The organism is Acidobacteriota bacterium, assembly GCA_039028635.1.
GTDB lineage: Bacteria > Acidobacteriota > Thermoanaerobaculia > Multivoradales > JBCCEF01 > JBCCEF01.
This window is the reverse complement of sequence record JBCCHV010000017.1, coordinates 36,430-59,299: the sequence shown is the minus strand read 5'-3', so window position 1 is coordinate 59,299 and position 22,870 is coordinate 36,430. Positions and strand designations below refer to the sequence as shown.

At 66.9% G+C, this 22,870-nt stretch carries 17 protein-coding genes; 12 read left to right on the top strand and 5 right to left on the bottom strand.

Features of this window, described 5'->3' with window-relative positions:
• From AAF604_09465 to AAF604_09455, 3 genes are read left to right on the top strand one after another with little or no spacing between them, the layout of a single operon-like run.
• The gene (locus AAF604_09465; protein ID MEM7049878.1) at positions 1–3,840 is read left to right on the top strand and encodes a beta-propeller fold lactonase family protein; all 3,840 of its coding nucleotides are present in this window, start codon (positions 1–3) and stop codon (positions 3,838–3,840) included.
• 5 nt (positions 3,841–3,845) lie between these two features.
• Positions 3,846–4,868 (top strand): peptidyl-prolyl cis-trans isomerase, encoded by a 1,023-nt coding sequence (locus tag AAF604_09460; protein MEM7049877.1) that lies wholly within the window; start codon positions 3,846–3,848, stop codon positions 4,866–4,868.
• The gene (locus AAF604_09455) at positions 4,861–5,640 is read left to right on the top strand and encodes a class I SAM-dependent methyltransferase (protein MEM7049876.1); all 780 of its coding nucleotides are present in this window, start codon (positions 4,861–4,863) and stop codon (positions 5,638–5,640) included. Before AAF604_09460 ends, AAF604_09455 begins: the two co-directional genes overlap by 8 nt.
• Here AAF604_09455 and AAF604_09450 read toward each other — a convergent pair.
• Positions 5,589–6,863 (bottom strand): ABC transporter ATP-binding protein, encoded by a 1,275-nt coding sequence (locus AAF604_09450; GenBank protein MEM7049875.1) that lies wholly within the window; start codon positions 6,861–6,863, stop codon positions 5,589–5,591. The genes AAF604_09455 and AAF604_09450 overlap by 52 nt on opposite strands.
• 113 nt (positions 6,864–6,976) lie before the next feature.
• Between AAF604_09450 and AAF604_09445 the strand changes: the two genes are divergently transcribed.
• The gene (locus AAF604_09445; protein ID MEM7049874.1) at positions 6,977–7,753 is read left to right on the top strand and encodes a class I SAM-dependent methyltransferase; all 777 of its coding nucleotides are present in this window, start codon (positions 6,977–6,979) and stop codon (positions 7,751–7,753) included.
• A 31-nt stretch (positions 7,754–7,784) separates the two neighbouring features.
• A complete protein-coding gene (locus tag AAF604_09440) occupies positions 7,785–8,675 on the top strand; it encodes a phytanoyl-CoA dioxygenase family protein (protein MEM7049873.1) in 891 nt (296 codons plus the stop codon).
• A 6-nt stretch (positions 8,676–8,681) separates the two neighbouring features.
• Here the strand turns inward: AAF604_09440 and AAF604_09435 are convergent, their stop codons facing one another.
• Positions 8,682–9,557 carry a phytanoyl-CoA dioxygenase family protein gene (locus tag AAF604_09435; protein ID MEM7049872.1) on the bottom strand — a complete coding sequence of 292 codons (876 nt, stop codon included), beginning with the start codon at positions 9,555–9,557 and terminating at the stop codon, positions 8,682–8,684.
• Positions 9,558–9,762: 205 nt separating this feature from the next.
• On the opposite strand from AAF604_09435, the gene AAF604_09430 reads away from it, so the two are divergent.
• On the top strand, positions 9,763–12,105 hold the full coding sequence (locus tag AAF604_09430) for a hypothetical protein (GenBank protein ID MEM7049871.1): 2,343 nt from the start codon (positions 9,763–9,765) through the stop codon (positions 12,103–12,105).
• Positions 12,106–12,131: 26 nt separating this feature from the next.
• Here the strand turns inward: AAF604_09430 and AAF604_09425 are convergent, their stop codons facing one another.
• Complete coding sequence (locus AAF604_09425; GenBank protein ID MEM7049870.1) at positions 12,132–14,513, bottom strand: M1 family aminopeptidase; 2,382 nt, start codon at positions 14,511–14,513, stop codon at positions 12,132–12,134.
• Between the two features lie 167 nt (positions 14,514–14,680).
• Here AAF604_09425 and AAF604_09420 point away from each other — a divergent pair, with 167 nt between their 5' ends.
• The 5 genes from AAF604_09420 to AAF604_09400 all read left to right on the top strand — a co-directional run bounded on the left by AAF604_09420 (position 14,681) and on the right by AAF604_09400 (position 19,853).
• The gene (locus AAF604_09420) at positions 14,681–15,484 is read left to right on the top strand and encodes an SGNH/GDSL hydrolase family protein (GenBank protein MEM7049869.1); all 804 of its coding nucleotides are present in this window, start codon (positions 14,681–14,683) and stop codon (positions 15,482–15,484) included.
• Positions 15,485–15,807: 323 nt separating this feature from the next.
• Positions 15,808–16,068 carry a hypothetical protein gene (locus AAF604_09415; GenBank protein ID MEM7049868.1) on the top strand — a complete coding sequence of 87 codons (261 nt, stop codon included), beginning with the start codon at positions 15,808–15,810 and terminating at the stop codon, positions 16,066–16,068.
• Positions 16,069–16,195: 127 nt separating this feature from the next.
• On the top strand, positions 16,196–16,771 hold the full coding sequence (locus tag AAF604_09410) for an ECF-type sigma factor (GenBank protein MEM7049867.1): 576 nt from the start codon (positions 16,196–16,198) through the stop codon (positions 16,769–16,771).
• Positions 16,768–19,389 carry a serine/threonine-protein kinase gene (locus tag AAF604_09405; protein MEM7049866.1) on the top strand — a complete coding sequence of 874 codons (2,622 nt, stop codon included), beginning with the start codon at positions 16,768–16,770 and terminating at the stop codon, positions 19,387–19,389. The genes AAF604_09410 and AAF604_09405 overlap by 4 nt, the downstream gene beginning before the upstream one ends.
• A gap of 131 nt (positions 19,390–19,520) precedes the next feature.
• Positions 19,521–19,853 (top strand): DUF6289 family protein, encoded by a 333-nt coding sequence (locus tag AAF604_09400; GenBank protein ID MEM7049865.1) that lies wholly within the window; start codon positions 19,521–19,523, stop codon positions 19,851–19,853.
• 228 nt (positions 19,854–20,081) lie between these two features.
• Here AAF604_09400 and AAF604_09395 read toward each other — a convergent pair whose 3' ends face one another.
• Positions 20,082–20,783, bottom strand: a complete 702-nt coding sequence (locus AAF604_09395) for an SDR family oxidoreductase (GenBank protein ID MEM7049864.1) — start codon at positions 20,781–20,783, stop codon at positions 20,082–20,084.
• 145 nt (positions 20,784–20,928) lie between these two features.
• On the opposite strand from AAF604_09395, the gene AAF604_09390 reads away from it, so the two are divergent.
• On the top strand, positions 20,929–21,384 hold the full coding sequence (locus AAF604_09390) for an isoprenylcysteine carboxylmethyltransferase family protein (GenBank protein ID MEM7049863.1): 456 nt from the start codon (positions 20,929–20,931) through the stop codon (positions 21,382–21,384).
• Positions 21,385–21,431: 47 nt separating this feature from the next.
• Here the strand turns inward: AAF604_09390 and AAF604_09385 are convergent, their stop codons facing one another.
• The gene (locus tag AAF604_09385) at positions 21,432–22,754 is read right to left on the bottom strand and encodes a hypothetical protein (protein MEM7049862.1); all 1,323 of its coding nucleotides are present in this window, start codon (positions 22,752–22,754) and stop codon (positions 21,432–21,434) included.
• Positions 22,755–22,870: the final 116 nt, after the last annotated feature.

The following is a 22,870-nucleotide window of genomic DNA, read 5'->3' as shown; positions in this document are numbered from 1 at the left end:
ATGGTGAAGCCGACTCGAACTCATCCCCGACGGCTACCGATCCGCTGGCTCGCCGGCGTCGCCCTGGGACTGCTGCTGGTGCCCCCGGCGTCAGCTCGCCTGCCCGAGCCGGACCACATCTTCTACGGCCGGGCGCTGCGCGGCGGTGAGCCGGTGGAGCAGGGTCTGGTCGAGGTTTTCCTCGATGGCCAGGCCACGCCCCTGAGCAGCTACATCCTCGGCACCGAGGGTGAAGTCGGCCAACGCTACGTGCTGCGGGTCCCCATCGACTCGGTCGATCCCCAACTGGCGGGGACGGCGCGACCCGGGGATGCCGTCACCTTCACCATCGACGGCGTGTTCGCCGGCGAAGGGGTGGTCGGCGCTCTCGGCGAGGCCCAGATCCTCGATCTCGACGAGCTGGCGGCTTTGCCCGGCTTGTCGATCGACGATGTCACCGTGATCGAGGGCGATACGGGAAGTGTCGACGCGATCTTCACGGTCACCCTGTCGGAAACCTCCCTCAGCGCGGTGTCGGTCGATTACGAGACGCCTTCCGGGCAGGGCACCGCCACCCAGGGCCTCGACTACACCCTGACCAGCGGCACCGTCACCATCGATCCCGGCGATACGGAAGGCACCATCACGGTGCCGATCCTGGGCGATTTCGAGGAGGAAGCGGACGAGACCTTCGTGGTGCAGCTCTCCAACGAGAGCGGCGCCATCCTGTCGGACGCCGAGGGTGACGGCACCATCGTCGACAACGAGCGGCCGCCGGATGTCGCAATCGGCGATGTCGCGGTGCTCGAAGGCGACGCCGGCTCGACGCTGGTCGAGCTCACGCTGGTGCTGTCGCGGCCGATCACGCCGGTGGTGACGGTGCAGTGGTCGACCACCGAGGCGGTCGATGGCGCCACCGCCGATGTCGACTTCGCCGCCGCTTCGGGCACCGCCACCTTCGCGTCCGAGACCACCACGACCACCCTGATGGTGGAGGTCTTCGGCGATGTCGAGGACGAGTCGGACGAGCTCTTCTACGTCGATCTCGACTCGGTGAGCGCCGAGGCGACGATCAGCGATGGCCAGGCCGAGGTGGTGATCTGGGACGACGACGGCTTCCTCGAGTTCGTCGAGGCGGTCGGTCTCGGCACCATGCCGGGCCTCGACGAGGCCTCGGCGGTGGCGGTGACGCCGGGCGGCGGCTGGATCGTGGTCAGCGGCAAGGTCAACGACTCGCTGCTGACCTTCGCCCGCGATGCCGTCGATGGCAGCTTGACCTTCGCCGATCAGATCTCCGAAGGCGATGACGGCGGCAACGTCGTCGGTCTCGACGGCCCGGAGGACATCGTGGTCAGCCCCGATGGCGCCCACGTCTATGTGGCCTCCTTCATCAGCTCGGCGGTGTCGGTCTTCGCCCTCGATGGCGGCAGCGGTGCGCTCTCCTTCCTGGAAGCCCAGGTCGACGGCGCCGGCGGCGTCGACGGCTTGCTCGGTGCTTCGTCGCTGGCCTTCGACTCGACCGGTGACTTCCTCTATGTCGCCGGTGAGACGGACGACGCCGTGGCGGTCTTCGAGCGCGATGAGACCACCGGCCTCTTGACCTTCGTCGAAGCCCACTTCGACAGCGACGATGCGGTTGACGGCCTCGGCCTCGACGGTGCCACGGCGGTCGCCGTCAGTGCCGACGATGCCCACGTCTACGTCGCCTCGCGAGTCGATTCGGCGGTGGCGGTATTCGGCCGCGATGGCTCCACCGGTGAGCTCACGGCTATCGAGTTCCAGAGCCTCGCCGGCGGCCCCATCACCGGCCTCGGCGGCACCAGCTCGGTGGCGGTCTCCGGCGATGGCGAGTTCGTCTACGCCACCGGTGCTTCGGAAGACGGCCTGGTGGTCTTCCGGCGCGACGACGCCAGCGGCGCCTTGACTTGGCTGCAGACCTTGCTCGACGACGTCAACGGCGCCGACGGACTCGACGGCGCCACCGAGGTGGTGGTGTCCTTCGACACCCGGGTGGTGTTCACGGCGGCCCTCGAAGACGATGCCCTGGGAGTCTTCCTGCGCGATCCGTCGACCGGCTCGCTGTCGCCCATCGAGTTCCACTTCGATGGCTCCGGCGGTGAGGACGGCCTCGATCGAGCGCTCCATCTGGCGGTCTCGGCCAACGACTCGAGCATCTACCTGGTGGGCAGCAACGACGACGCGGTGGCGGTCTACCTGCGCGACTCGATCCAGCCGACGGATCCGGTCACCCTGGAGAGCACCAGCCACACGGAGAACGTCTGGTCGAACCTGTCGCAGATCGTCATGGAGTGGTCCGGGGCGGTGGACAACGCCGGCGGCACCGGCGTGCTCGGCTACTCCTTCCTGTTCGATCTCGAAGCGGTGACCATGCCGGACCTGATCCTCGATCTCACCCACACCGTCGACGCCCATACGACCCAAAGCGTGGCGTTGCCGGACGACGACGGCTTCTACTTCCACATCCGGACCTGTGATTTCAGCGCCAACTGCACCTCGGCGATTCATCGCGGGCCCTATCGCATCGATGCCACCGCGCCGGCGGCGCCGGCGGACCTCGCGTCGCCGAGCCACGGCAGCGGTGCTCCGGAGGCGGACGACACCATCGACGTCACCTGGACGGCGGCGAGCGACAATCTGAGCGGCGTGGCCGGCTATTCGGCGGTCTTCGACCGCCTGTCGGACAACACCTGCGGCGAGTCCGAGAATCTCGGTCCGGTGGTTTCCTGGACCAGCCCGGTGCTCGCCGACGGCACCTGGTACTTCCACCTCTGCGCCGTCGACGAGGCGGGCAACTGGAGCGATCCGATGACCCTCGGGCCGCTGGTGGTCGAAGCCTCGGCGCCGCGCTTGGTGAACGTCGACACGGTGGCCGGTACCGGCGACGGTGAGCTTTCCGACGGCGAGATGGTCGACACCTACTCGATCACCCAGCTCCTGCTGGCCTACAGCGAGGAGATGGAAAACGGTGGCGGTGGCACCGGCGGTGCCGACGTCACCAACCCGGACAACTATCTGCTGGTCCACGGTGGCCCCGATGGTGTCCTCCAGACCCTCGGATGCGGTCCGCTGGCCGGTGACGACCTGCAGGTGCCGGTCGACAGCGTCGCCTTCGACAGCATCACCTTCGGCGCCGTCGCCGGGATCAACGGTGGAATCCCGCTGCCGGCCGGTGCCTATGGCCTGTACTCGTGCTCCGCCCTGACCGATCTCTTCGGCACCGCCCTCGATGGCGATGGCGATGGCAGCGGTGGGGATGACGCCGCCCTGGGCTTCAGCGTCGGCATCGACAATCTGCTCGCCAATCCCAACCTCGACGGCGATCTCTCGCCCTGGGTGCGCTTCCCGGACACCTCTTCGGTGGTCGACTTCGCGGCCGATGACGCCGACGAGGCGGCCTCCTCGGGCTCGGCGGAAGTCACCTTCTCGGGGCTCGATCCGGTGGCTTACGTCAGCCAGTGCGTCGCCATCGACGCCGCCCTTCCGCACGAGCTGCGCGGCCGGGCGCGGATCGACGGCGGCAGCGGCAGCCTGCCGATCGTGTCCGCCCTGGTGCGTTACTTCGCCTCGCCGAACTGCACCATCGACCAGCTCGATGAGGAGTCCTCGGCGGCGCTGGCGGGCGATACGCTGGGGGTATGGGAATCGTTCGAGCTTCCGGCCCTGACCATTCCGGCGACCGCTCAGTCGGCGCGCGTCTTCTTCCTGGTGGACGGCACCGGGGCGACGACCTACGAAGCCTTCCTCGACAACCTGGTGTTGGCGGCGCGGCCGAACGGCGAAATCTTCACCGACGGCTTCGAGTCGGGCAACGTCTCGGCCTGGTCGGCGGCGGTGGAGTAGGAACCATGAGGATCCTTCTGGGCGGCCTGCTGCTGGTGCTGGCCGCCTGCAGTAGCGGTGCCCCGCCGGCGCCGGAGACGCCGGTGACGGCGTCGGCAGCGGCTCCGGCGCCGACGGTCGAGGAAAAGCCGACGAGTGCGCAGATCGCCTCCAATCCGGAGGTCTTGGCGGTGGTCGAAGGCACTGCCATCACCCTCGAAGACTTTCGCCTGGCGATGGAGCTGCGCGGAGGGGCGGCGCGCTACCCGGACCGCGAACGCCGCCAGGCTCTCCTCGATGAGCTGATCCAGAACCGCATCTTGCTGGTCAAGGCCCTCGACGAGGGCTACGACCACCGCGAAGATGTCGTGCGGTCCTTCGAAAAGATTCTGGTCAATCTCTACCGGCGCGAGAACCTCGAGGAGTCGGCGGCCGTCGAAGTCACCCCGGAGGACATCGCCGCCTACTACGAGGCTCATCCGGAGCGCTTCATGAGACCGGCCCGGTCGCGTTTGGCGATGCTCCTCATCGAGCGCTCGCCGCGGCTCGACGACGAAGGCAAGGCGCGCCTGAAGGCGCGCGCCGCGGAGGTCTACGAGCAAGCCGCTGCCCTCGGCGACGATGTCAAGGGCTTCGGTCCGCTGGCGCGCAAGTACTCGGACGATGCCGCCACCAAGTACGTCGGGGGCGTCGTCGGCTGGCTCTATCCCCGCCGGGTGGAAAGCTACAAGTGGGCCGCCGAGGTGCTGGCCCCGGCCTTCGCCCTCGAGGAGCCCGGCGACATGAGCACGCTGATCGAAGGTGAGGATGGCTACTACTTGTGGCGTCTTCTCGAGCGTGAGCAGGCCGAGCCGCGTCCCCTCGAGCGGGTGCAGGACGGTATTGCCGGGATCTTGCGCAAGGAGAGGCAGGACGAGCGTCGCCGCGCTTTCGCCGCCGAGCAGCGCGAGGGCGTCGATCTGTGGACCGGCTACGAGCGCCTCGAGGCGCTGCCGGAGGTGGCTGCGGAGGACAAGTCCGCCGGCCCACCGCCGCTCCCCGGTGGCTAGGACCGGCCCCCCACCCCTCGCCACCGCCGAAGCCCTGACCCTGCCGGCCCGGCGATCGGCGCCGGCGGCGGAGAGCTGGAGCCTGTGGCGCTATCGCCATGCCGTCTCTTGGCTGCGCCGCCAAAGTCCCCGGCCACGCACTCTGATCGACCTGGGCTGTGGCACCGGCAACGGCACCTGCCATCTGATCGCCGAGCTCGGACTGCGCCGCGCCCTCGGAATCGAGGAGGATCCAGTGCAGCTCCGGGCGGCTCGCGCTCGCGGGTTGGCGGTGCGCGCCGGCTCACTACTCGACGTGTCGCTCGCGACGGATCTCGAAGAGCGTTTCGACGTCGTCCTGCTGGGTGACGTGCTGCATCACCTGACCGGCCCCGGAGCCGAGTCCCGTCGTTCTCTCGCTCGGCGCGCCTTGGTGACGGCGCGCCGGTTGGTGGCGCCGGGCGGCTCGCTGGTGGTTCTCGAGCCGGTCTACCGCTCGCGCCTCCTGCGCGCCGGTTCTTTCCAGCTCAAGCGACTCACCTCGCGCTGGCTGCGGCGCCGTTGCGAGCTCGGGGCTTCGTGGCTCAACGTTGGCCCGCCGGTGGTGAGGTTCTTCGATCGCGCCGAGCTCGTCGCCCTGCTCGCCGAGGCCGGCTGGGAGATCGCAGCGCTGATCGAGAGCGACCAGGACCGCCTCGGCGGGATTTGGCGGCGCGGCCGGTTGACCGCGTTGGCCCGGCCTCAGTCGAAGCGCTCGACGTCGACCGCGATCAGGTCGCCGGAAAGGCGATGAAAGTTCTCCGACGGATGCTCGCGACCCACGACCTGGAACAGGGTCGGCGCTTGATCGTGTCCGAAGAGGGCCATCAGCGCTCCGCTCTCGGGGTCGGCGATGGCGGCGCGCAGAGCGTAGGTGCCGCCGAGCAGCGGCAGGCGGGGCACCCGGCAAGAGAACGTGCCGGCGCCGGCGGCGAGGCAGAAGGCCGGGCCTTCGCCGGCATGGAGCAGGCCCGAGGTGATCTGCACCATCAGGTCGGCGGTGGCGACGCGGAAACCCCAGAAGACCTCGCCGCTGCTCTCCAAGGAGCGGTAGTGCAGGTCCACCCGGGCGGCCTCGCCGGTGCGCAGCGGCCCGCCGTCCTCGGCCCGGATCTCCACCTGGTCGATGATCAGGGGCTCCTCCTGGCTCAGCGGGCGCTGGGTGGGGCCGGAGGGGGACTCCTCGCTCGTCGCGTCCTCGGTAGCGTCGCGGCGGGTGGCGAGGTAGGCCTTCACCACCCGGTCGCTGGGGCCGTAGTCGACCACCTGGCCGGCTTCGAGGTAGAGACTTCGCTGGCAGAGGTTCTGGACCGTGTAGAGGTCGTGGGACACCAGCAAAAGGCCGGTGCCTTTCTGCATCAATCCCATCATGTGACGCACGCACTGGCGCCGGAAGTGCAGGTCGCCGACCGCCAGCAGCTCGTCGAGCAGCAGGATGTCGGGCTCGAGGTGGGCGGCGATGGCGAAGCCCAGGCGAGCCCGCATGCCGGTGGAGTAGGTGAGCAGGGGGGCGTCGACGAAGTCGCCGATGCCGGCGAAGGCCAGAATCGCCTCGAGTCGCTCCGCTGTCTCCTCCCGGGTCAGGCCGAGGAGGGCCGCCTCGTGCTCGATGTTCTCGCGGCCGGTGAGCACCGGATCGAAGCCCACCCCGAGCTCCGAGATGGCCCGCAGCCGGCCCTCGACGACGATGCGACCGCCATCGAGGGGAAGGCGGCCGTTGAGCAATTTGAGGAGGGTGCTCTTGCCGGCGCCGTTGGGGCCGATGACGCCGAGACATTCGCCCCGCTGGAGGGCGAAAGAGACCTCCTCGAGGGCCCAGAATTCACCCGCTCGCAGGGCGTCGCGGCGCTTCGGCCGGCCCCAGGCGCTGCGCCACAGATCCTGCACGCCGTAGCGCAGCGAGCGGTCGAGGCGGCGGCAGAATTTCTTGCTCACCCCGGTGGCTTCGAGGAGAGCGGTTTCGGAGGCTTCGGGCACGGCGGAAATCTATCAAGGCCGAGGGCGGATTCCGGATCTGGACGCTTGCCCGTCGCCGAGGTGCCCCGGTGTTGAGCTGGTGGCGGCGGTGGCGACAGAAGGGGGCTCCGCCTGTGCCGCCTTCCGCCCTCTCGCCGCAGGCCGTCAGCGACTACTACGACCGCTGGACGGAGCGCTATGAGGCCGCTTTCGGCGACACCTTCCAGTCGAACCGGACGGCGGATCTCGACGTTCTCTTCGAGCACATCGCCGGCCAGGCGGAGCTCGCCCCGGGGCAGCGGGTGCTGGATGCGGGCTGCGGTGTCGGCGGTCCTGCCCTCTGGCTGGTGCGGCGCCATGGCGTCGCGGTCGATGGCGTCACCATTTCGGTGCTGCAGGCGGAGAAGGCCCGCCGCAAGGCGAAAGCGACCGGCTTGGGCGACCGGGCGAGGTTTTTCAGCGGCGATTTTCACGATCTCGCCGCCCTGAACGGCGAGCTGGCCCCTGCCGAGGGCTACGATGCCGTGCTGTTCCTCGAGTCCCTGGTCCACTCCCATCGCCCCGAGATTGCCCTCGGCGAGGCGGCGCGGATGCTGCGTCCCGGCGGGGTGCTCTACGTCAAAGACCTGTTCCGTCGGCGCGAGCCGCTCCATGGCGAGGAAGAGCGGCGGGTGGAGCGGGCGGTGCGCAACACCAACCGCCACTTTCGTCTCGAAGTCCAGTCGACCGGTCGCATCGAGCGAGGACTGCGGCAGGCTGGTCTCGAGCTCGAGTCCTTCGGCGAGCTACCGATCGCGACCCAGCACGATCTCGGCAACGCCTTCTGCCAGGAGCACGCCATCGACATTTACGAGGGCGAGCCGGTGACCTATCTCGACTGGCTCGAGCTCAAAGCGAGGAAACCGCGATGAACCGGCGCCGGAGCGCTATTCGGAGGACGACATGCTGAAGGATGCGGCGGCCCGCGAGCAGCTCGAGCGCGATGGCTGGGTGGTGATCGAGTTCTTCACCGACGCCGAGTTCGACCGCTTGGTGGCGATCCACGACAACCTCCATCAGGATGCGGTGGACGAGGGCATTTTCTTTTCCAACCGCAGCCCGGACGAGGCCTACAAGGCCCGCGTCCAGGAGCTCTTCCGTGAGCACTACCGGTCGAAGCTCGACGAGCTGTTCGTCGATGCCGAGTGGATCGATGGTGTCTTCATCATCAAGGCCCCGGGAGCCGGCGAGTTCTCGAATCATCAGGACTGGTCCCTGGTCGACGAGGCCGAGCACCGCAGCCTCGGGATCTGGGCCCCGCTGCTCGACGTCGACGCCAAGAACGGCACCTTCTGCGTCCTCTCTGGCAGCCATCGCTTTCACGAGACCTACCGCAGCCCCACCATTCCGTCAATCTATGCCCGCGACGACCTCGACGCGCTGATCGCCGAGCATCGCCAGGTGCTTGAGGTGCGCCGCGGTCAGGCGGTGATCTTCGACCACGCCCTGATCCACGCCACCACCCCCAATCGTTCCGATCGGCGGCGCAGCGCCGCCTTCTGCGGCATCAAGCCGCGCCGCGCCGAGATGCGCTTCTTCTGGCTCGACCCGCAGGCCGAGCGGGTCGAGGCCTTCCGTATCGAGCGCGATTTTCTCTATCGCTACGACTACCAGTCGCGCCCCGAAGCGGAGAGCCTGGGGCACCTGCCTTGGGAACCGCCGGAGGTCACCGTAGAGGGGCTCGAGGACGCCATCCTGCGGCACGGCTCCCCGGAGGCGAGCTTCGCGGCGGCGGACCTGGTCGCCGACCAGGCGGCACCTCGCAGGCCCTGGTGGCGCCGGTTGTTCGGCTAGCCCGGGTTAGCGGTACAGGGCGTCGCGGATCTCTTCGCCGCGGGCGAGGAGGGCGGCGAACTCACCCTCGTCGATCTGGCGATTGCGGTTCGGGACGAAGCCGCGGCTCGGTAGCTTGGGACGACCGGCAAAGAGCCCCGGGCCGACCTCGACATAGAAATCGGAATCGGCCGCCAGTACCTCGAAACGGTCCGGCGCCGCCGGGTCGAGCCAGTGGATCACCGTTTCCGCCTCGCGCGGCACCAGCTCGATCTGGATCGCCACCCGCGGCGCGGCGCTGCGATTGTCGGCCGAGTAGTGGAGCAGGCTGTCGTCGAACAGCACCGCTTCGCCGGCGGCCATGGTCAAGGGCTCGAAATAGCGCTCCTTGAGGGTGTCCTCGAAGTCGGCGAAGTAGGGGCGGCTGGCGAAGTTGGCGACCTCCGGCAGCAGCTTGTGGCTGCCGTCGATCACCTGCAGCGCGCCGTTGCCCTCGTCGACATCGATCAGCGGGCACCAGGCGGTGATGGTGGTGTCCGCCAGGCTCGCCGTCGTCGGCCAGTTCTGGTGGATCATCAACGCTCCCTGCCCCGGCGGCTTGACGTGGATGTTGCTGGTCAGAATCCGGTAGTCGGCGAGCAACCGCGCCAGCGGCGCGGCGAAGAACTCCCGCACCAGGGCATCCGAAGCCCGGCGATACTCCACCTTGGGATCGAGGTAAGTGCAGTGGTAGGTCGGCTGCGCCGGGTCCTGCGCCTCCGGCGCGAAGCCATCGGAAGGCTGCAGCCCTTCCACCCGAGATCGCAACGCCGCGACCCCCGATTCATCGAGCAATGGCGTACGAATCCAGCCGCGCCGGCGGAGGATCTGGTCTTGGTCCGGCTGCTGAAGGATGGGGCGCATGGTGGGACCCGCAGGAGGTCATTTTGGAGGGCCCAAAGATAGCACGGGATCGATCTCCGGTCGCTCCTTCTTCGGCTGCCGAAACCGGCTCCCGAGAAGTGTCGTCATGGCTATTTGACAAACCCTCGGCCACTTAAGAGAGTTCCCAAAATCGCAACTGGCCAAGGTGATTTCGGGGCATCCCGAAGACGTGGGGAGTTTCGCTATGTCGTTGCCTAAGTTCGAGTCCGAAGAGCTGCTTCGTCAGGTCCTGGCGAAGCTGTTCATGCGAATGCCGGAGATCTCCGAAGTCCAGATCCTCCATGGACAGATGGAGTACGGCAAGGACATCGTCTTCTGGACCAAGGGGGCACTTGGGGAGCCAGTGGCCTGCGCCTGCGTCGTCAAGAACTCGAGAGTGAGCGGGTCCGTCGGCAAGGCCGGTGGACTCAGAGCCGTCTTCGATCAGATCGAGCAGGCCTTGGATACTCCTTTTCTGGATCAGTATGGCCAGGAACAGCGGATTCACCATGTCTACGTGATCTCACCCGAAGTCATCACTCAGGCGGCGATCGCGTCGTTGCAGGGAAAGCTGGCTTCTCGTGCCGGCCAGGTGGTCTTCGTGCCGGGAGAGAAGCTGTTCGATCTCCTGAGAACCTATTGGATGGATTTTTTCGTTGATGAGTTCACTCAGCTCGAAGAGAGCCTTCGTCTTCTCGAAGAGGAGGGGCAGAAAGATGATCTTCGGGAAGTCGCAGCCAACTACGGACTGAAGCCTCCGGACGACTTCGAGCGAACAATCTATGTCCTCCGTAGTCTGCATCTCGAAGTCGGTCGCTGGGATGTCTCGTTTCTTCGAACGCCGGTGCCAGAGTTTAAGACCGACGGAGATGAGGAAGATCTCGAACCGGCTCTTCAGTTTCTGAAGGCTCTACGCCGCAACTTGCCGCATCTCCATCGCTGGCGTCTCATTGACGCCGACCATTTCTCGAGCGCGAATCGCGACGACGGCGTCGAAGCTCTCGCGAGTGAAATCGGTTCCTTCGTCGGTGAGGTTGAGCGAGCGTTGCGAAGCCGTCGAAGCTCGGTGGAGCAGCTTGCCGGTAAGGCTGATCGCCTGCGCCCTCGAATCTTCCTGGCGGTCAGTCCGATGAGGGCCGCTGCTCGCACGAGCTCCGAGATCGGAGATCTCGAGTCAGCCTCGCTCGAGGATTTCCGAAGCCAGTCGGCACAAATGGCTCAATGTCTGACCGATTGCTTGTCTTCGGCTCCCTACGCGATGCTCGATCGGGTGGGAGTCGCCGGCCTTGGGACCCAGGAATCGCAGGTCCGGGAGTCTCGACAATCATGGATGATCTTGGGGCCTGCCGGTTACGGCAAGACCTCTTTCTGTCGTTGGAATGCGCTGATCGATACGGAGAGATACCGGTCCCGTGCCTCCGAGGTCTTCCCGGTCTTCATTCCGCTCAATGTTCTTGCTCGCAGAGCGTTTTCTAATTATCGAGATGCGTTTCTCAAGGGCATCGGCCGTTCGGCCCTGCTTCCGGAAGGACCAACCGTTGACGGGGGCAAGGGCATGTCGGTACGCCTCTATCTCGATGGTTTGGACGAAGTTTCTTCTCTGGAGACTCGTCGCCAGATCTGCGCCGCAGCTCGTGACGCACACGAAAACGGTCTGCAGGTGATCTTGACCGCACGCGACTACGTTCGCATGCCCGAGCTCGCCTGGTTGCCAAAGCTCCAGCTGAGTCTCTTGGATCGAGAGTCGCAGAGAGATCTAGCCTTTCGCGTTCTCGGTTCCGAGGCCGAATGCGGGCGGTTTTTCGAGCAATTGAATTCGACCGCAGCGCTGAGGGATCTGTTCGGTGTTCCGCTATTGGCCCGTTTGATCTTGCTGACTTACAAAGAGACCCGGGAGGTACCTGAGAATCGCTCTGGGCTCTATAGAACCTTTGCCGATCTCCTTGCGGGTGGCTGGGACTTTGCAAAAAGAGTGGCGCGCGATTCGCAGTTCAGTCGACGAGAGAAGAAGAATGTACTTTGTCGACTCGCGCGGACCGCCCAGGAGACTCGTGTGCGTCATTTCAAGGTCGACCTGGTGAAAGAGGCCGTCCAGAGGTCCGCAGGCGTGTTCTCCGACGACGAAGTCGAACAGATCTGTGTCGAGCTGGTTCGGGATGGCCTGCTCGCCCATTCGGCGAACGTCCTCTACTTTCCGCACCTGTCTTTTCAGGAATTCTTCTGCGCGTCCTACTTCATGGGGATGCCGGCGCAGGCGGTCGATCCCTCCTACCTTGAGCTCTCGAGGAGGTCGGATTCGAAGCCCGGAAACTCGTCGGTATCGATGGCACTGAGAGAGTACTTGAAGGGCGATGACTGGTGGCGAGAAGTTCTTGCTTTCTACATCGGACTCTCCGAGAGCCCGGAGGAGATGGCTGAGTGGTTGGTCAAGTCCATCGCCGGCAACGACCGTGGAGATCGTCTCCTGCGTGACTTCGTCGATGCCTTCCCTCGCTACGACCTGGCGGCCTCTTTTCCAACCCTGAGACATCACTCGGTTCTGCGCTGACTCCCTAGTAATTCCCGCGCCGGTTTCTACATCTTCTTGACCTTTGCCAGCACTGAGAAGTCCGGGTTGAGTTCGACCTTTTTGGGCTTTTCCGCCAGCGGCACGGTGAGGGTGACCTGTGGGGCGTCGACTTTGGCGAGGTAGGAGCCGGTGCGGTTGCCGCCGTAGTCGAAGCGGATGGGGATGAGGGAGAAGAAGTCCTCCGGGACGTCTTCCTGGTGGATCTCGACGATCATTTGGAAGGGTGTCGCGGAGCCCGCCGGGGCGGCTTCGATACGGTGCTGCCAGCGGTAGGTGGGGATGTCGTTGCTGCACAGCCACTGGTCGAAGAACCACTGCCAGTCGCCCGGGGCGTGGCGGTTGACGGTGGCGATGAAGTCGGCGGTGCTGGGGGCGGAGCCGCGGTGGGTGCGCACGAAGTCGCGCAGGATCTCGATGAAGAGGTCCTGGTCGGGGCTGATCAAGCGCAGCAGCGAGTGCAGGCTGTGCAGCACCAGGGGGCCGCGGTGATAGACCTGGATCTGGTAGCCGCGCGGGATCTCGACCGTCGAAGCGCGGTAGCCGAGGCAGATCGGGCCCATGCGGCGGCGGTCGGCGAGGTTGGTCTCGACCAGCCAGGGACGGGCGAAGCGGCCGAAGGCGCCCTTGCGCGAGCCGTTCACCAGGTTGGTGTAGGCGGTGAGCACCTCGTCGTAGAGCTTGTCGCCGTTCTTCAGGGTGTTCTTGATGAACAGCATCGCCGAGTACTCGGCCAGGGCCTCGCTGAGCCACTGATCGCGGTAGCTTTGCCAGCCGACTTCATGGCCCCACCACTGGTGCGCTGCTTCGTGGGCGCGGAACATCTCGGTCGGTCCCGATGATTCGTTGCGGTAGGTCGACTCGCTCATGTGGATGAAGCCGTCGAAGGCTTGTCCATGGAAGGCGGCGATGCCGGTGAGCTGGATCTCGTCGACCGGGAGCGGCGCATCGAGCAGCCACTGGAAGTAGCGCAGGCTGTTGGCGACGTCGATTCCGACGTTGCGGATCATCTCGCCGCCGGCACCGCCGCGCAGGCGCGGTCCGAAGGAGTGGACCTTCGGTACCCCTTCGACCTCGAGGGTGGCTTCGCGGAACTTCTCGCCGTAGGAGAAGCTCACCATCTTGGTGGGATCGTCGACGGCCCAGGTCTCCTGCAGATCCTCGGCGGCGCGGCGGGTGCCGCAAGCGCGCACCTCCTGGCGCTTGCCGCGGGTGAAGGTCATGGTGGCGGTGTGCAGGTCCTCGAACTGGTCCTGGACCCCCGGATACCAGCCCCGGCCGGGGGCGTAGTTGGCGATCTGCAACTCGTAGTCGAAGGCCAAGGTGCGGGTCTCGCCCGCCACCAGCGGCCTGGACAGGGCGACCAGAACCTGACCGTCCCAGGTGTTGTTGCGCACGTCGTTGGTCCAGGCGCTGATCTCTTCCCGGGCGAAGGCCAGGATGTCACCGTCTGGGGCGCCACCGTCCGGGGCGCGAACGGCGCTCAGGCGGGCCGTCGAGGTGAGCCCGAAGAGTAGGGCCCCGGCGCCACCGGTTTGCGCCGTGAAGCGCACCTCGGCGGTGACCGGCACCCAGCGAACCGGCGTCTGGGAGAAACCGACGTTGCGGCCCTGACGCGGTCCGGTGAGGTCGATCTCGAGGTCGACGTGCTCGATGTCGATGAGCGCCTCGCGACCGCCGCTCGGTTTGCCCTCGGCGTCGCGGGTCTCCGGGCGGTCGAGGCTGACCCAGGTCTCGGCCCAGCGGTTCAGGGGCACCGTCGAGAGGGTGATCTCCTCGCGCGCGAAGGGATCGTACTGATAGGCCAGCCAGCCGAAGGCCTCGGTATCGAACTCCACCCACAGGTAGTCGGCGGCGGGGGTGGCGAGGGCGGCGGCGATCACCGCATCGACGTCGAAGGCGCGCTTCTTGAGATAGTGCTCGTGGCGGTTCTTGGCCAGTGGAAAGGAGGTGTGCGTCGGGCATTCCCCGGGTGTCGCGCCGGCGAAGGCCGTGGTGAGATCTTCGGAGGTGCGCAGCACGGCGCGACGAAAGGTGACGTCCACCGGCGCCTCGGCGCCGGACATGCGCTGCCACTGACGCCGCTCGCCGACGTCCGGCAGGGTCATCTCGAACCGCCCGGCGCCCTCGAACACCAGGCCGGTGGGATGCCCTTCGGGGGTCGCCTTCTGCCAGCGGAAAGTGCCCGACTCGAAATGCCAGCGAGCGGTGTCCCGGGTCAGGTTCACGCCGCCTGCGGGGAGGGGCACCGGGCAGACCGAAAACTGCCAGCGGTGGATCTCTTCGTAGATCTCGGGGCCAGCCGCCGTGGTGGCCAGCCCAGCGCCGGTGGAGGCGGTGATCAGGGTGGCCAAGGCGAGAGTCGAAAGAACGGGTCGAGCGGAACCCATGGACAGGCCTCCTCGCAAGCGATGAATGCGCGAAACTCCAGATGCGCAGTGCCGGCTGGTTCTTGAAGGGTTTACGAATCAGCCGAGAAAGTTGTTCTGCGGCTGCTTTTCATCGCTGGTCGAGGAGGGAGTTGGAGGCCCGGCTGGCGGTTGGATAGCATGCCGGGATGAGCCTTCCCGTCTTTCGTCGCTATGTCGCCCTCGGCGATAGCTCGACCGAGGGCCTCAACGATCCCGATGGCCAAGGTGGTTTTCGCGGCTGGGCCGATCGGCTGGCGGATCGGCTGGCGGACCATCTGTGGCAGCAGCATGGGGAGCCTCTGCGCTACGCCAACCTGGCGATTCGGGGTCGGCGGGCTGGTCCGATTCGGGCCGAGCAGCTCGCCCCGGCCCTCGCCATGGAGCCGGATCTGGCGACGGTCTTCGCCGGTACCAACGACGCCATCGGCCGCGAGTTCGACGTCGAGGCGGTCGCCGGCGAGGTGCGCGCCATGCAGCGGGCGTTGATCGACCGCGGAGCGACGGTGCTGACCTTCACGATGCCGGATCTGACCGCGGTGATGCCGCTGGCTCGTCGCTTCGCGCCGCGTCTCGAGGTCCTCAACCAGGCGTTGCGGCAGGTGGCCGGCGAGACCGGTGCTCTGCTGGTGGACTTCGCGCACTTTCCCACGACTGGTGATCGGCGCTTCTGGAGCGACGATCGCATGCACGCCAATGCCCTCGGCCACGAGCGCATGGCGGCCGCCCTCGCCGACGCCCTCGGCCTGCCCGGCAGCGATCGATCCTGGGCCGATCCCCTGCCGCCGTCACCGCCGACGGGTGCCGTCGAGCGCTGGACCGACGACGCGCGCTGGGCACGCGATCACCTTTTGCCCTGGGCCTGGCGCCGCGCCCGCGGCCGCTCGCGCGGTGACGGACGTGGACCGAAGCGGCCCGAGCTGCAGTCTCTCGCCCCTCCGATCGCCGATTGATCCTGAGGCTTCGCCGAGCCCGGGTGTGCGGAGCGTCTTCCTGGTGGCGGCGGCTAACTGGCGCCGTCAGTAATGGACGACGGTTGCCAGGAAACTGGTGAGAAGCCCGGTCTGACTCCGGCTCTCGTCGCGAAGTGGCATCGGAGATCGCCGATGCTCGGTTGATCCATTCTGCAGGAAGTTGCCGCCTCCAGAAATGAGTCAGCCGCGTGCAAGGTCAACATTCTCCACTTGGATTGCGTAGCTTCCTTGACGGCTGATCTCGGTCACGAATCCTGGGTTCGCGCCGGGGACGGAATGCGGGCCCTGCGAAAGGAGAGGTCATGAAGATCAGAAAGACCTGGGGAAGGCCGATCATCATCGTCGGATGTCTCGTGTTGGTCGCCTTGGCGGTGGTGCCGACGACCCTGTCGGTGCCGATGCACGACACGGTTCAGGATTGGCTGGTGACGCCCGAATCGCAATTGCGATCGGATCTGGGACTCGAAGACTGTCCGGCTCTCACCGTGTGCATGGAGCTTTGCATCATCAGCGACAGCGGTTCGGTGAGGGGCCTCGGAATCTTCGACTGCCGTACGAAATGAGGAGCTCGGCCCGCTCCCTGGCGGGTGGCTTGGGCTGAGCCCGATGGAGTGCTCGGCGGCGGCGGATCTGGGCGACTCTCCAGGCTGCCGCCGCGGTGGTTTCGAGGGTCCGATTCGTAGAGGGGCCATGCTGGGAACGGACGCCTACAACATCACGGGCCTGCTGCTGGCCTGGCGCCAGGGCGACGACGACGCCCTGAGCGAGCTCATGCCGCTCGTCTACCGCGAGCTCAAGGGGCTCGCCGGGAGACTGCTGCGGGGCGAGGAGCGGGGCCGGGCCTTGCAGCCGACGGAGCTGGTTCACGAGGTCTACCTGCGGGTCCTCGAGCTCGAACGCATCGACTGGAAGGATCGGGCCCACTTCTTCGCCATGTGCGCTCGTCTGATGCGGCGAATTTTGGTGGATCACGCTCGACACCGCCGGCGGCTGAAGCGCGGTGGTGACCAGCAGCAGGTCACCACCGGGGTGATCCGGCGGGTCCCGGTCGAGCGCTCTCGGGAGCTGATCGCTCTCGACGAGGCACTCACCGAGCTGGCGGCCAAGGATCGTGAAATGGCGCGGCTCGTCGAGCTGCGTTTCTTCGGCGGGCTCAACCGGGAAGAGATCGCTGAGGTCTTGGAGCTGTCGAGCGCCACGGTCACTCGGCGTTGGCGTACCGCCCGCGCTTGGCTGATTCGCTACACGAGGGTCGAACAGTCGTGAGCCACGATGCCTGGAGCCGTGCCTGGGAAATCTTCGAACAGGCGGTTGGCCGGCCCGCCGGTGAGATCGAGGCCTTTCTGGACAAGGCCTGCGCTGGTGACCCGGGGCTCCGCCGCACGGTGGAGGAGCTGATCGCCGCCGATCGCGAAGAGGGCGCCTTCATCGATCAGTCGCTCGGGCTCTCGGTGGGGGTGGATGGTCTCACCGAGCGTTTGGGCTCGCAGCCGCTTCGGCGCTCCCTCGAAAAGGGCTCGCGGGTGGGACCGTACCGGATCCTGCGGCGGGTCGGCGAGGGCGGCATGAGTATCGCCTATCTCGCGGTGCGCGCCGACGACACCTTTGAGCGCCGCGTCGTGCTCAAGCTGCTGCGACCGGGAATGGACTCGCAGTCCATTCAGCAGCGTCTGCGGACCGAGCGCCAGATTCTCGCCAGCCTCGAGCATCCCTATATCGCCCGTCTCTACGACGGTGGCACCACCGAGGACGGCTTGCCCTACTTCGTGCTCGAGTTCGTCGAGGGCGTGCCCCTGGACGACTACTGCGATCAGAGCCGGCTTTCCGTCGACGAGCGGCTGGTTCTCTTTCGCAAGGTCTGCTCGGCGGTGCACTATGCCCATCAGAATCTGGTGGTGCATCGTGACCTCAAGCCATCGAACATCCTGGTGACGGCCGACGGTGAGCCCCGCCTGCTCGACTTCGGGATCGCCAAGCTGCTCAATCCGGAGCTGCAGAGCGGGGCGGTGGAGGCAACCGCGACCTGGCATCAGGCCTTGACTCCCAACTACGCCAGTCCAGAGCAGGTGCGAGGCAAGCTGATCACCACGGCGAGCGACGTCTACTCGCTCGGTGTCCTTCTCTACAAGCTACTCACCGGCCATCTGCCGCATCAGCTCGCGGGGCTGACGGCCGCCGAGATCGAGCAGGTTCTCGACCAGGAAGAGCCGCTGCCGCCGAGCGTTGCGGTCACTCGCCGGACGCTGTCCAGCGGGCCGGCCGGTGATGACGGTACCGACGAGGGAGCAGTGGACCAAGATCCGCGCCGGCAGCGGCAGAGGCTGCGTCGCAGCCGGCAGCTCGGTGGCGATCTCGACGCCATCGTGCTCAAGGCCCTGCGCAGCACGCCCCATCGGCGATATGGCTCGGTGGAGCAGATGGCCACCGATATCGAGCGATTTCAAGACGGTCGCCCGGTGCTGGCGCGGGCCGGCTCCTGGCGCTATCGGCTGGGTAAGTTCGTGCGCCGGCACCGACGAGCCGTGACCGCCGCGGCAGCGGCCGCACTGGTGTTGGTGAGCTTCGCCGTGGCCCTCGCCTTGCAGTCCGCTCGGGTGACCCGGGAACGGGATCAGGTGCAGCGTGAGAGGGACAAAAAGGCCCAGGTGCTGGCCTTGATTCTCGAGGTCTTCGAGTACAGCAATCCATTCAAAGTGCCGGGGAGCGACCTCACCGTGCGCCAGGCCCTCGAGCGCAGTCTCCCCAGGCTCGACGAGGGACTGCGGGAAGAGGCCGAGGCGCGGGCCGAGCTGCTACACACCACCGGCTCGATTCTCGGTGTGCTGGGGCATCATGATGTGGCGCGGGCGCAGCTCGAGGAGGCCTACGAGATCCGTCGCCAGCGCCATGGCGAGGATCATCCGGAGTCGGCGGCTTCGCTCGCTGCCTTGGCTGCCGCCAACAAAGAGCTGGGAGATTTCGACCTCGCCGAGGAACAGGCTCGAAAGGCGGTCGACATCAGTCGCCGGCTGCAGGCCGAGGGCCATCCCGCGAGCGCTGCCGGGGCGCTGGTCGAGTCCCTCAATCATCTGGTGTCGGTGTTGTGTTTCCGCAATGAATTCGAGGCCGCCGACGAGCCGGCCCGCGAGGCTCTTCAGTTGGCGCGCGCGTTGCCGGGCGGTAGCCTCCAGGAGTTGGCGGCGCTCGAGCACCTGGCGCGGATTCGCAGTGCCGAAGGGAGCTACCGCGAGGCGATCCAGCTCAATCGCGCCGCGCTCGAGCGCCGACGGCGGCGTGATGGCGAAGACCATCCGGGGCAGATTCCGACCCTCAACAACCTCGGCCTCAGTCTGCGGCGCCTGGACGATCTGGAAGAGGCCGAACGGGCCTACCAGCGGGCGCTCGATCTGACCATCGAGAATTTCGGTCGCGAGAACCTCAATCCCTACGTCCTCAACAACCTTGCCAGCGTGCGCTTGCTACGCGGCGAGTTCGAAGGAGCGGAAGAGCTCTTCCGCCAGGCTCGGCAGGTGATTCTCGACATCGACTCGCAGCACTGGATGGTGTTTCACTTCGAGGTGCGCATCGCCATGGCCCTGATTCCCCAGGGACAGGCGGTAACGGCCGAGTTGCGCCTGCGTTCGCTTCTGGAACGCTGGCGGCCCCGTCTCGGAGACCACTGGCGCTTCGCCGAGGGGCGCGGCGTGCTGGGCGAGAGCCTGAGCGTGCAAGGCAAATGCACGGCGGCGGAAGCCATCCTCGTCGACAGCTTCGACTCGCTGTTGGCCGTGGCGAAGGAGCGCACCAGGCAGGACGCTCTGTCGCGGTTGCGCGGTCACTTCGGTCGCTGTGGGGACGTCGCCGCGATCACCCCCTTCGAAGCTCGCCTCCGCGAAAATTCTTGATCCCCTTTTCTCCTCGACGTCGCCGCTCAGGGTAGAGGCGCTCGGGGCCGCCGAGATTCGTCGATGGAATGCCCTCTCGGACCGGCTGCCGCGAGCTCATCAATCACTGCTCTGAGCAAGGAGAAGTCGAGATGAAAACCAGAAACATCCTCCTCGCCGTCGGACTCTTCGCGCTGGTCGCCGGGATTGCGGTCTTCGGCCCTGGCGAAACCGATGCGCTGCCTTCGGTCGAAACCGACATCATCTGGCTGGATGCCAACGGTAACGAGGTTGGTACCTACTTCCGGGGTTGCGACGGTCAGCGGATCACCACCGGCACGCAGTCGGCCTACAAGATCCGCAACGTCACTCCCTGCACCTCAGGTACCGGCAGCTCGGGCTGTTACATCAATGCCTCGCCGGCGGACTGCAACAGTCTGCCGTTCCGCTGTATCTTCTTTCGTGACGGCCTTTACTGCAGCTGACGCGCAGCGCTGAAGCGATCCGGCGGGGTGGAGAAGAGGATTCGATTCTTCCCTCCGTCGGTTTCGCCGGCAGGGGCTCTGGTCGCCCTCTCGCAGGGCCTCGGGGCGCTCCCGGGTGGCGAGACCGACACCATTTCCAAGGTGTCGAGATCAGCGGTCGCTGGGTCTGTGAAGGAGCCGATTGGCGACCTCCGAGCTTCGATCGCGAGTCTCGGAGGTCGCGAACCGTCAGAACGGGTTGGTGGCGAAGACCGAAAACTCCGGAATGAAGCCGCGATGGTCGATCTTCAGGGCGCCGACGATGGCGTCGGCGATCTCCTGGGCGCGCAGCTTCTTCTCCGAGGGCTGCTGCTCAAAGCCGGCGGTGGCGGCGAAGTCGGTGAGCACCTCGCTCGGATTGACCAGCATCACCCGCACGTTCGACCGTCGCAGCTCGTCGCGCCAACACTCGGTCATGCCGCGCAAGGCGAACTTCGACGACGAGTAGGCGGTGCTGCCGCGGCCGCCCTTTAGGCCCGAGGTCGAGGAGATGTTGATCAGCTCGCCGGACTCCTGGCGCACGAAGTGGCGCGCCGCTTCGCGAGCCATCAGGAAGGCGCCGAAGACGTTGGTGCGGTAAACGCGCTCGAAGTCGGCCAGCTCCATCTCGACCAGCGGCGCGAAGTGGCCGAATCCGGCGTTGTTGACCAGGATGTCGATACGACCGTGGCGCTCGACGAACTCGGCGACGGTGCGTACCGCGTCCGCCTCGACGCCGACGTCCGCCTGGATCCAGTCGACTCCGAGCTCGGCGGCGGTGGCTTCGAGGCTCTCCTGTCGCCGGCCGGTGATGGTGACGGTCGATCCTGCGGCGACCAGGGCGGCGGCGATGCCCTTGCCGATGCCGCCGGATCCGCCGGTGATGAGGGCTTTGGCTCCGGATAGCTCCATGAGAGATTTTCTCCTCTAGCTGGCGCGCCAGCGTGATGCGGTCTTGGTCGATTGCCGAGCCCCTCGGGGGGTCTTTCGGTCAAGCTCTATACATTTCCTGGAAGGCGAAAATTCCCGCCGCCGAGGATCGCTATGATCACCGGCGATGGGTGCTCCCGAGGACCGCGCCGCCGTTCGCATTCCGCCGCCGCTGGTGTTCGTGGCGGTGGCGGGCCTCGGTGTTCTGCTGGGGCGGGTGCTGCCGCTGCCCGGGCGATTTCCCTTCGCCGGCTGGCTGTGTCTCGCCGGGGGAATCGTCTTGCTGGCGGCGAGCCTGACGTCGCTGCTGCGCTCGGGCCAAGACCCGGAGCCCTGGAAGCCGAGCCCGAGCCTGGTGGCGCGGGGGATCTATCGCTGGTCGCGCAACCCGATGTACGTCGGGATGGCCCTGCTGCAGGCAGCCGGCGGATTGATCAAGGGCTATGGCTGGCTGGTGGTGCTGGTGCCGCTATCCCTCGGCCTGGTCTACCGCACGGCGGTGCGCCACGAGGAGGCCTACCTCGAGCGCAAATTTGGAGACGCCTACCGCGACTACTGCGCCCGGGTCCGCCGCTGGCTGTGAGCGCGGCGACGGACCCCGAGGACAAGGTGTCCGGGAGGGGCTGAGGCTCAGCGCGGCAGGCGCCGCAGGCGGAGCTCGGCCTCGATGCCGTCGCCCAGGGTGAGGGCCACGGTGCGCTGCTCGTCGGAGCCGTGCACCAGCCGCCAGTGCTGGATCTCGCCATCGGCGGTCTCGACCATGACGCCGCGGCCGCTGCGCCGCCAGTCGAAGGCACCGACCTGCGGCAGCGATTGTCCGCCGAGCTCGACCGAGTAGCTCGAAAGGCCGCGGCCATCGGCGTAGAGGAGGACGCGGCCGGAGGCACGCAACGGCTGCTCGCCGAAGCGCGCCGACTCCACTTGCCAGCCGCCGACCCAGGGATTGCCGGCGACGGCGGCGGGAATCTCGAGCGCCTCTTCGGCGATCTCGCGACTCGCCGCGGCGACCTCGCCGAGGGTGCCGGCGAGGGCTTCGAGGCCGCGTTCGAGGTCGCCGAGAGATCCTCCGAGATCGCCTCTGGATCCTCCGCCATAGGTTGGTGTCGCGCCGGCCGCCACCGAAGTGTCCGCCGAGCTGCCCGTGACGCTGCTCTTGGCGCCGCCGGCCCAGCGCGCCCCGGAGTTGCCGCCGCCGTCGAGCAGGCGCGCCGGGCCGTCGGCCTCGATGGCACCGCGCAGCTCGCTGCCGGCGACGTGCACGGTGGCGCCGTCGGCGAGGCCGAGGCGGCCGCGCACCACCGAGTTACGAATCCGCAGGCTGCCGTCGTCGCGCACCTCGATGGCGGCCGAGGCGGCGAGTTGGCTGTCCGAGAGCAGCACCTGACACTCGTCCTCGATGAGCAGCGGTTGGCTCAAGTCCTGACCCACCAGGTCGAGGGTCTGGCGGCCCGCACAGCGCGTCGGCTCGTCCTCACGCGGTGCCGCGCTGCTTCCGGGGATCGTTTCCACGGTGTTGCCACCGCGGTCGAGGAGGTCGCCGATGCCGGGGACCTGGAGGCCGCCGCGCAGGGTGCTGCCGGAGTAGGCGACGTCACCGTTGCCCTCGATGCGAACCGCTCCGCGGTCGCCTTGGACGAAGCTGTCGACGATGGTGACGTCGGCGTTCGAGCGCACCCGCACGGCGACGCCCCGGGCGACCAGGTAGCTGTCGATGATCTGGACGTCGCAGTTGCCGAGCAGCTCGACGGCGTCGCCGTCGGTGATGATCGCCTTGCCCCGGATGACCAGGTCGTTGTTGCTGGTGCAGCGCACCGGGCCGATCACCGGCTTGTCGGTGGCGCGGACCTCGAGCGCGGCGGCGGCGCTGGGCAGCAGGGCCGAGAGGCAGCCGCAGGCGAGGGACTGAACGATCAACCGGCGGAGCCGGCGGAATGGGAGAAGCTGTTGGCTCATGGTCGAGAGACTCCTTTCGTAGGGCTTGCGCCTTTTCCGGCCTTGACGGCGCGATCGCCGCCGCAGCGGTGACGAAGGTGCCATCGCCGGGGGGAAGGAGTCTTGACGACGGTCTG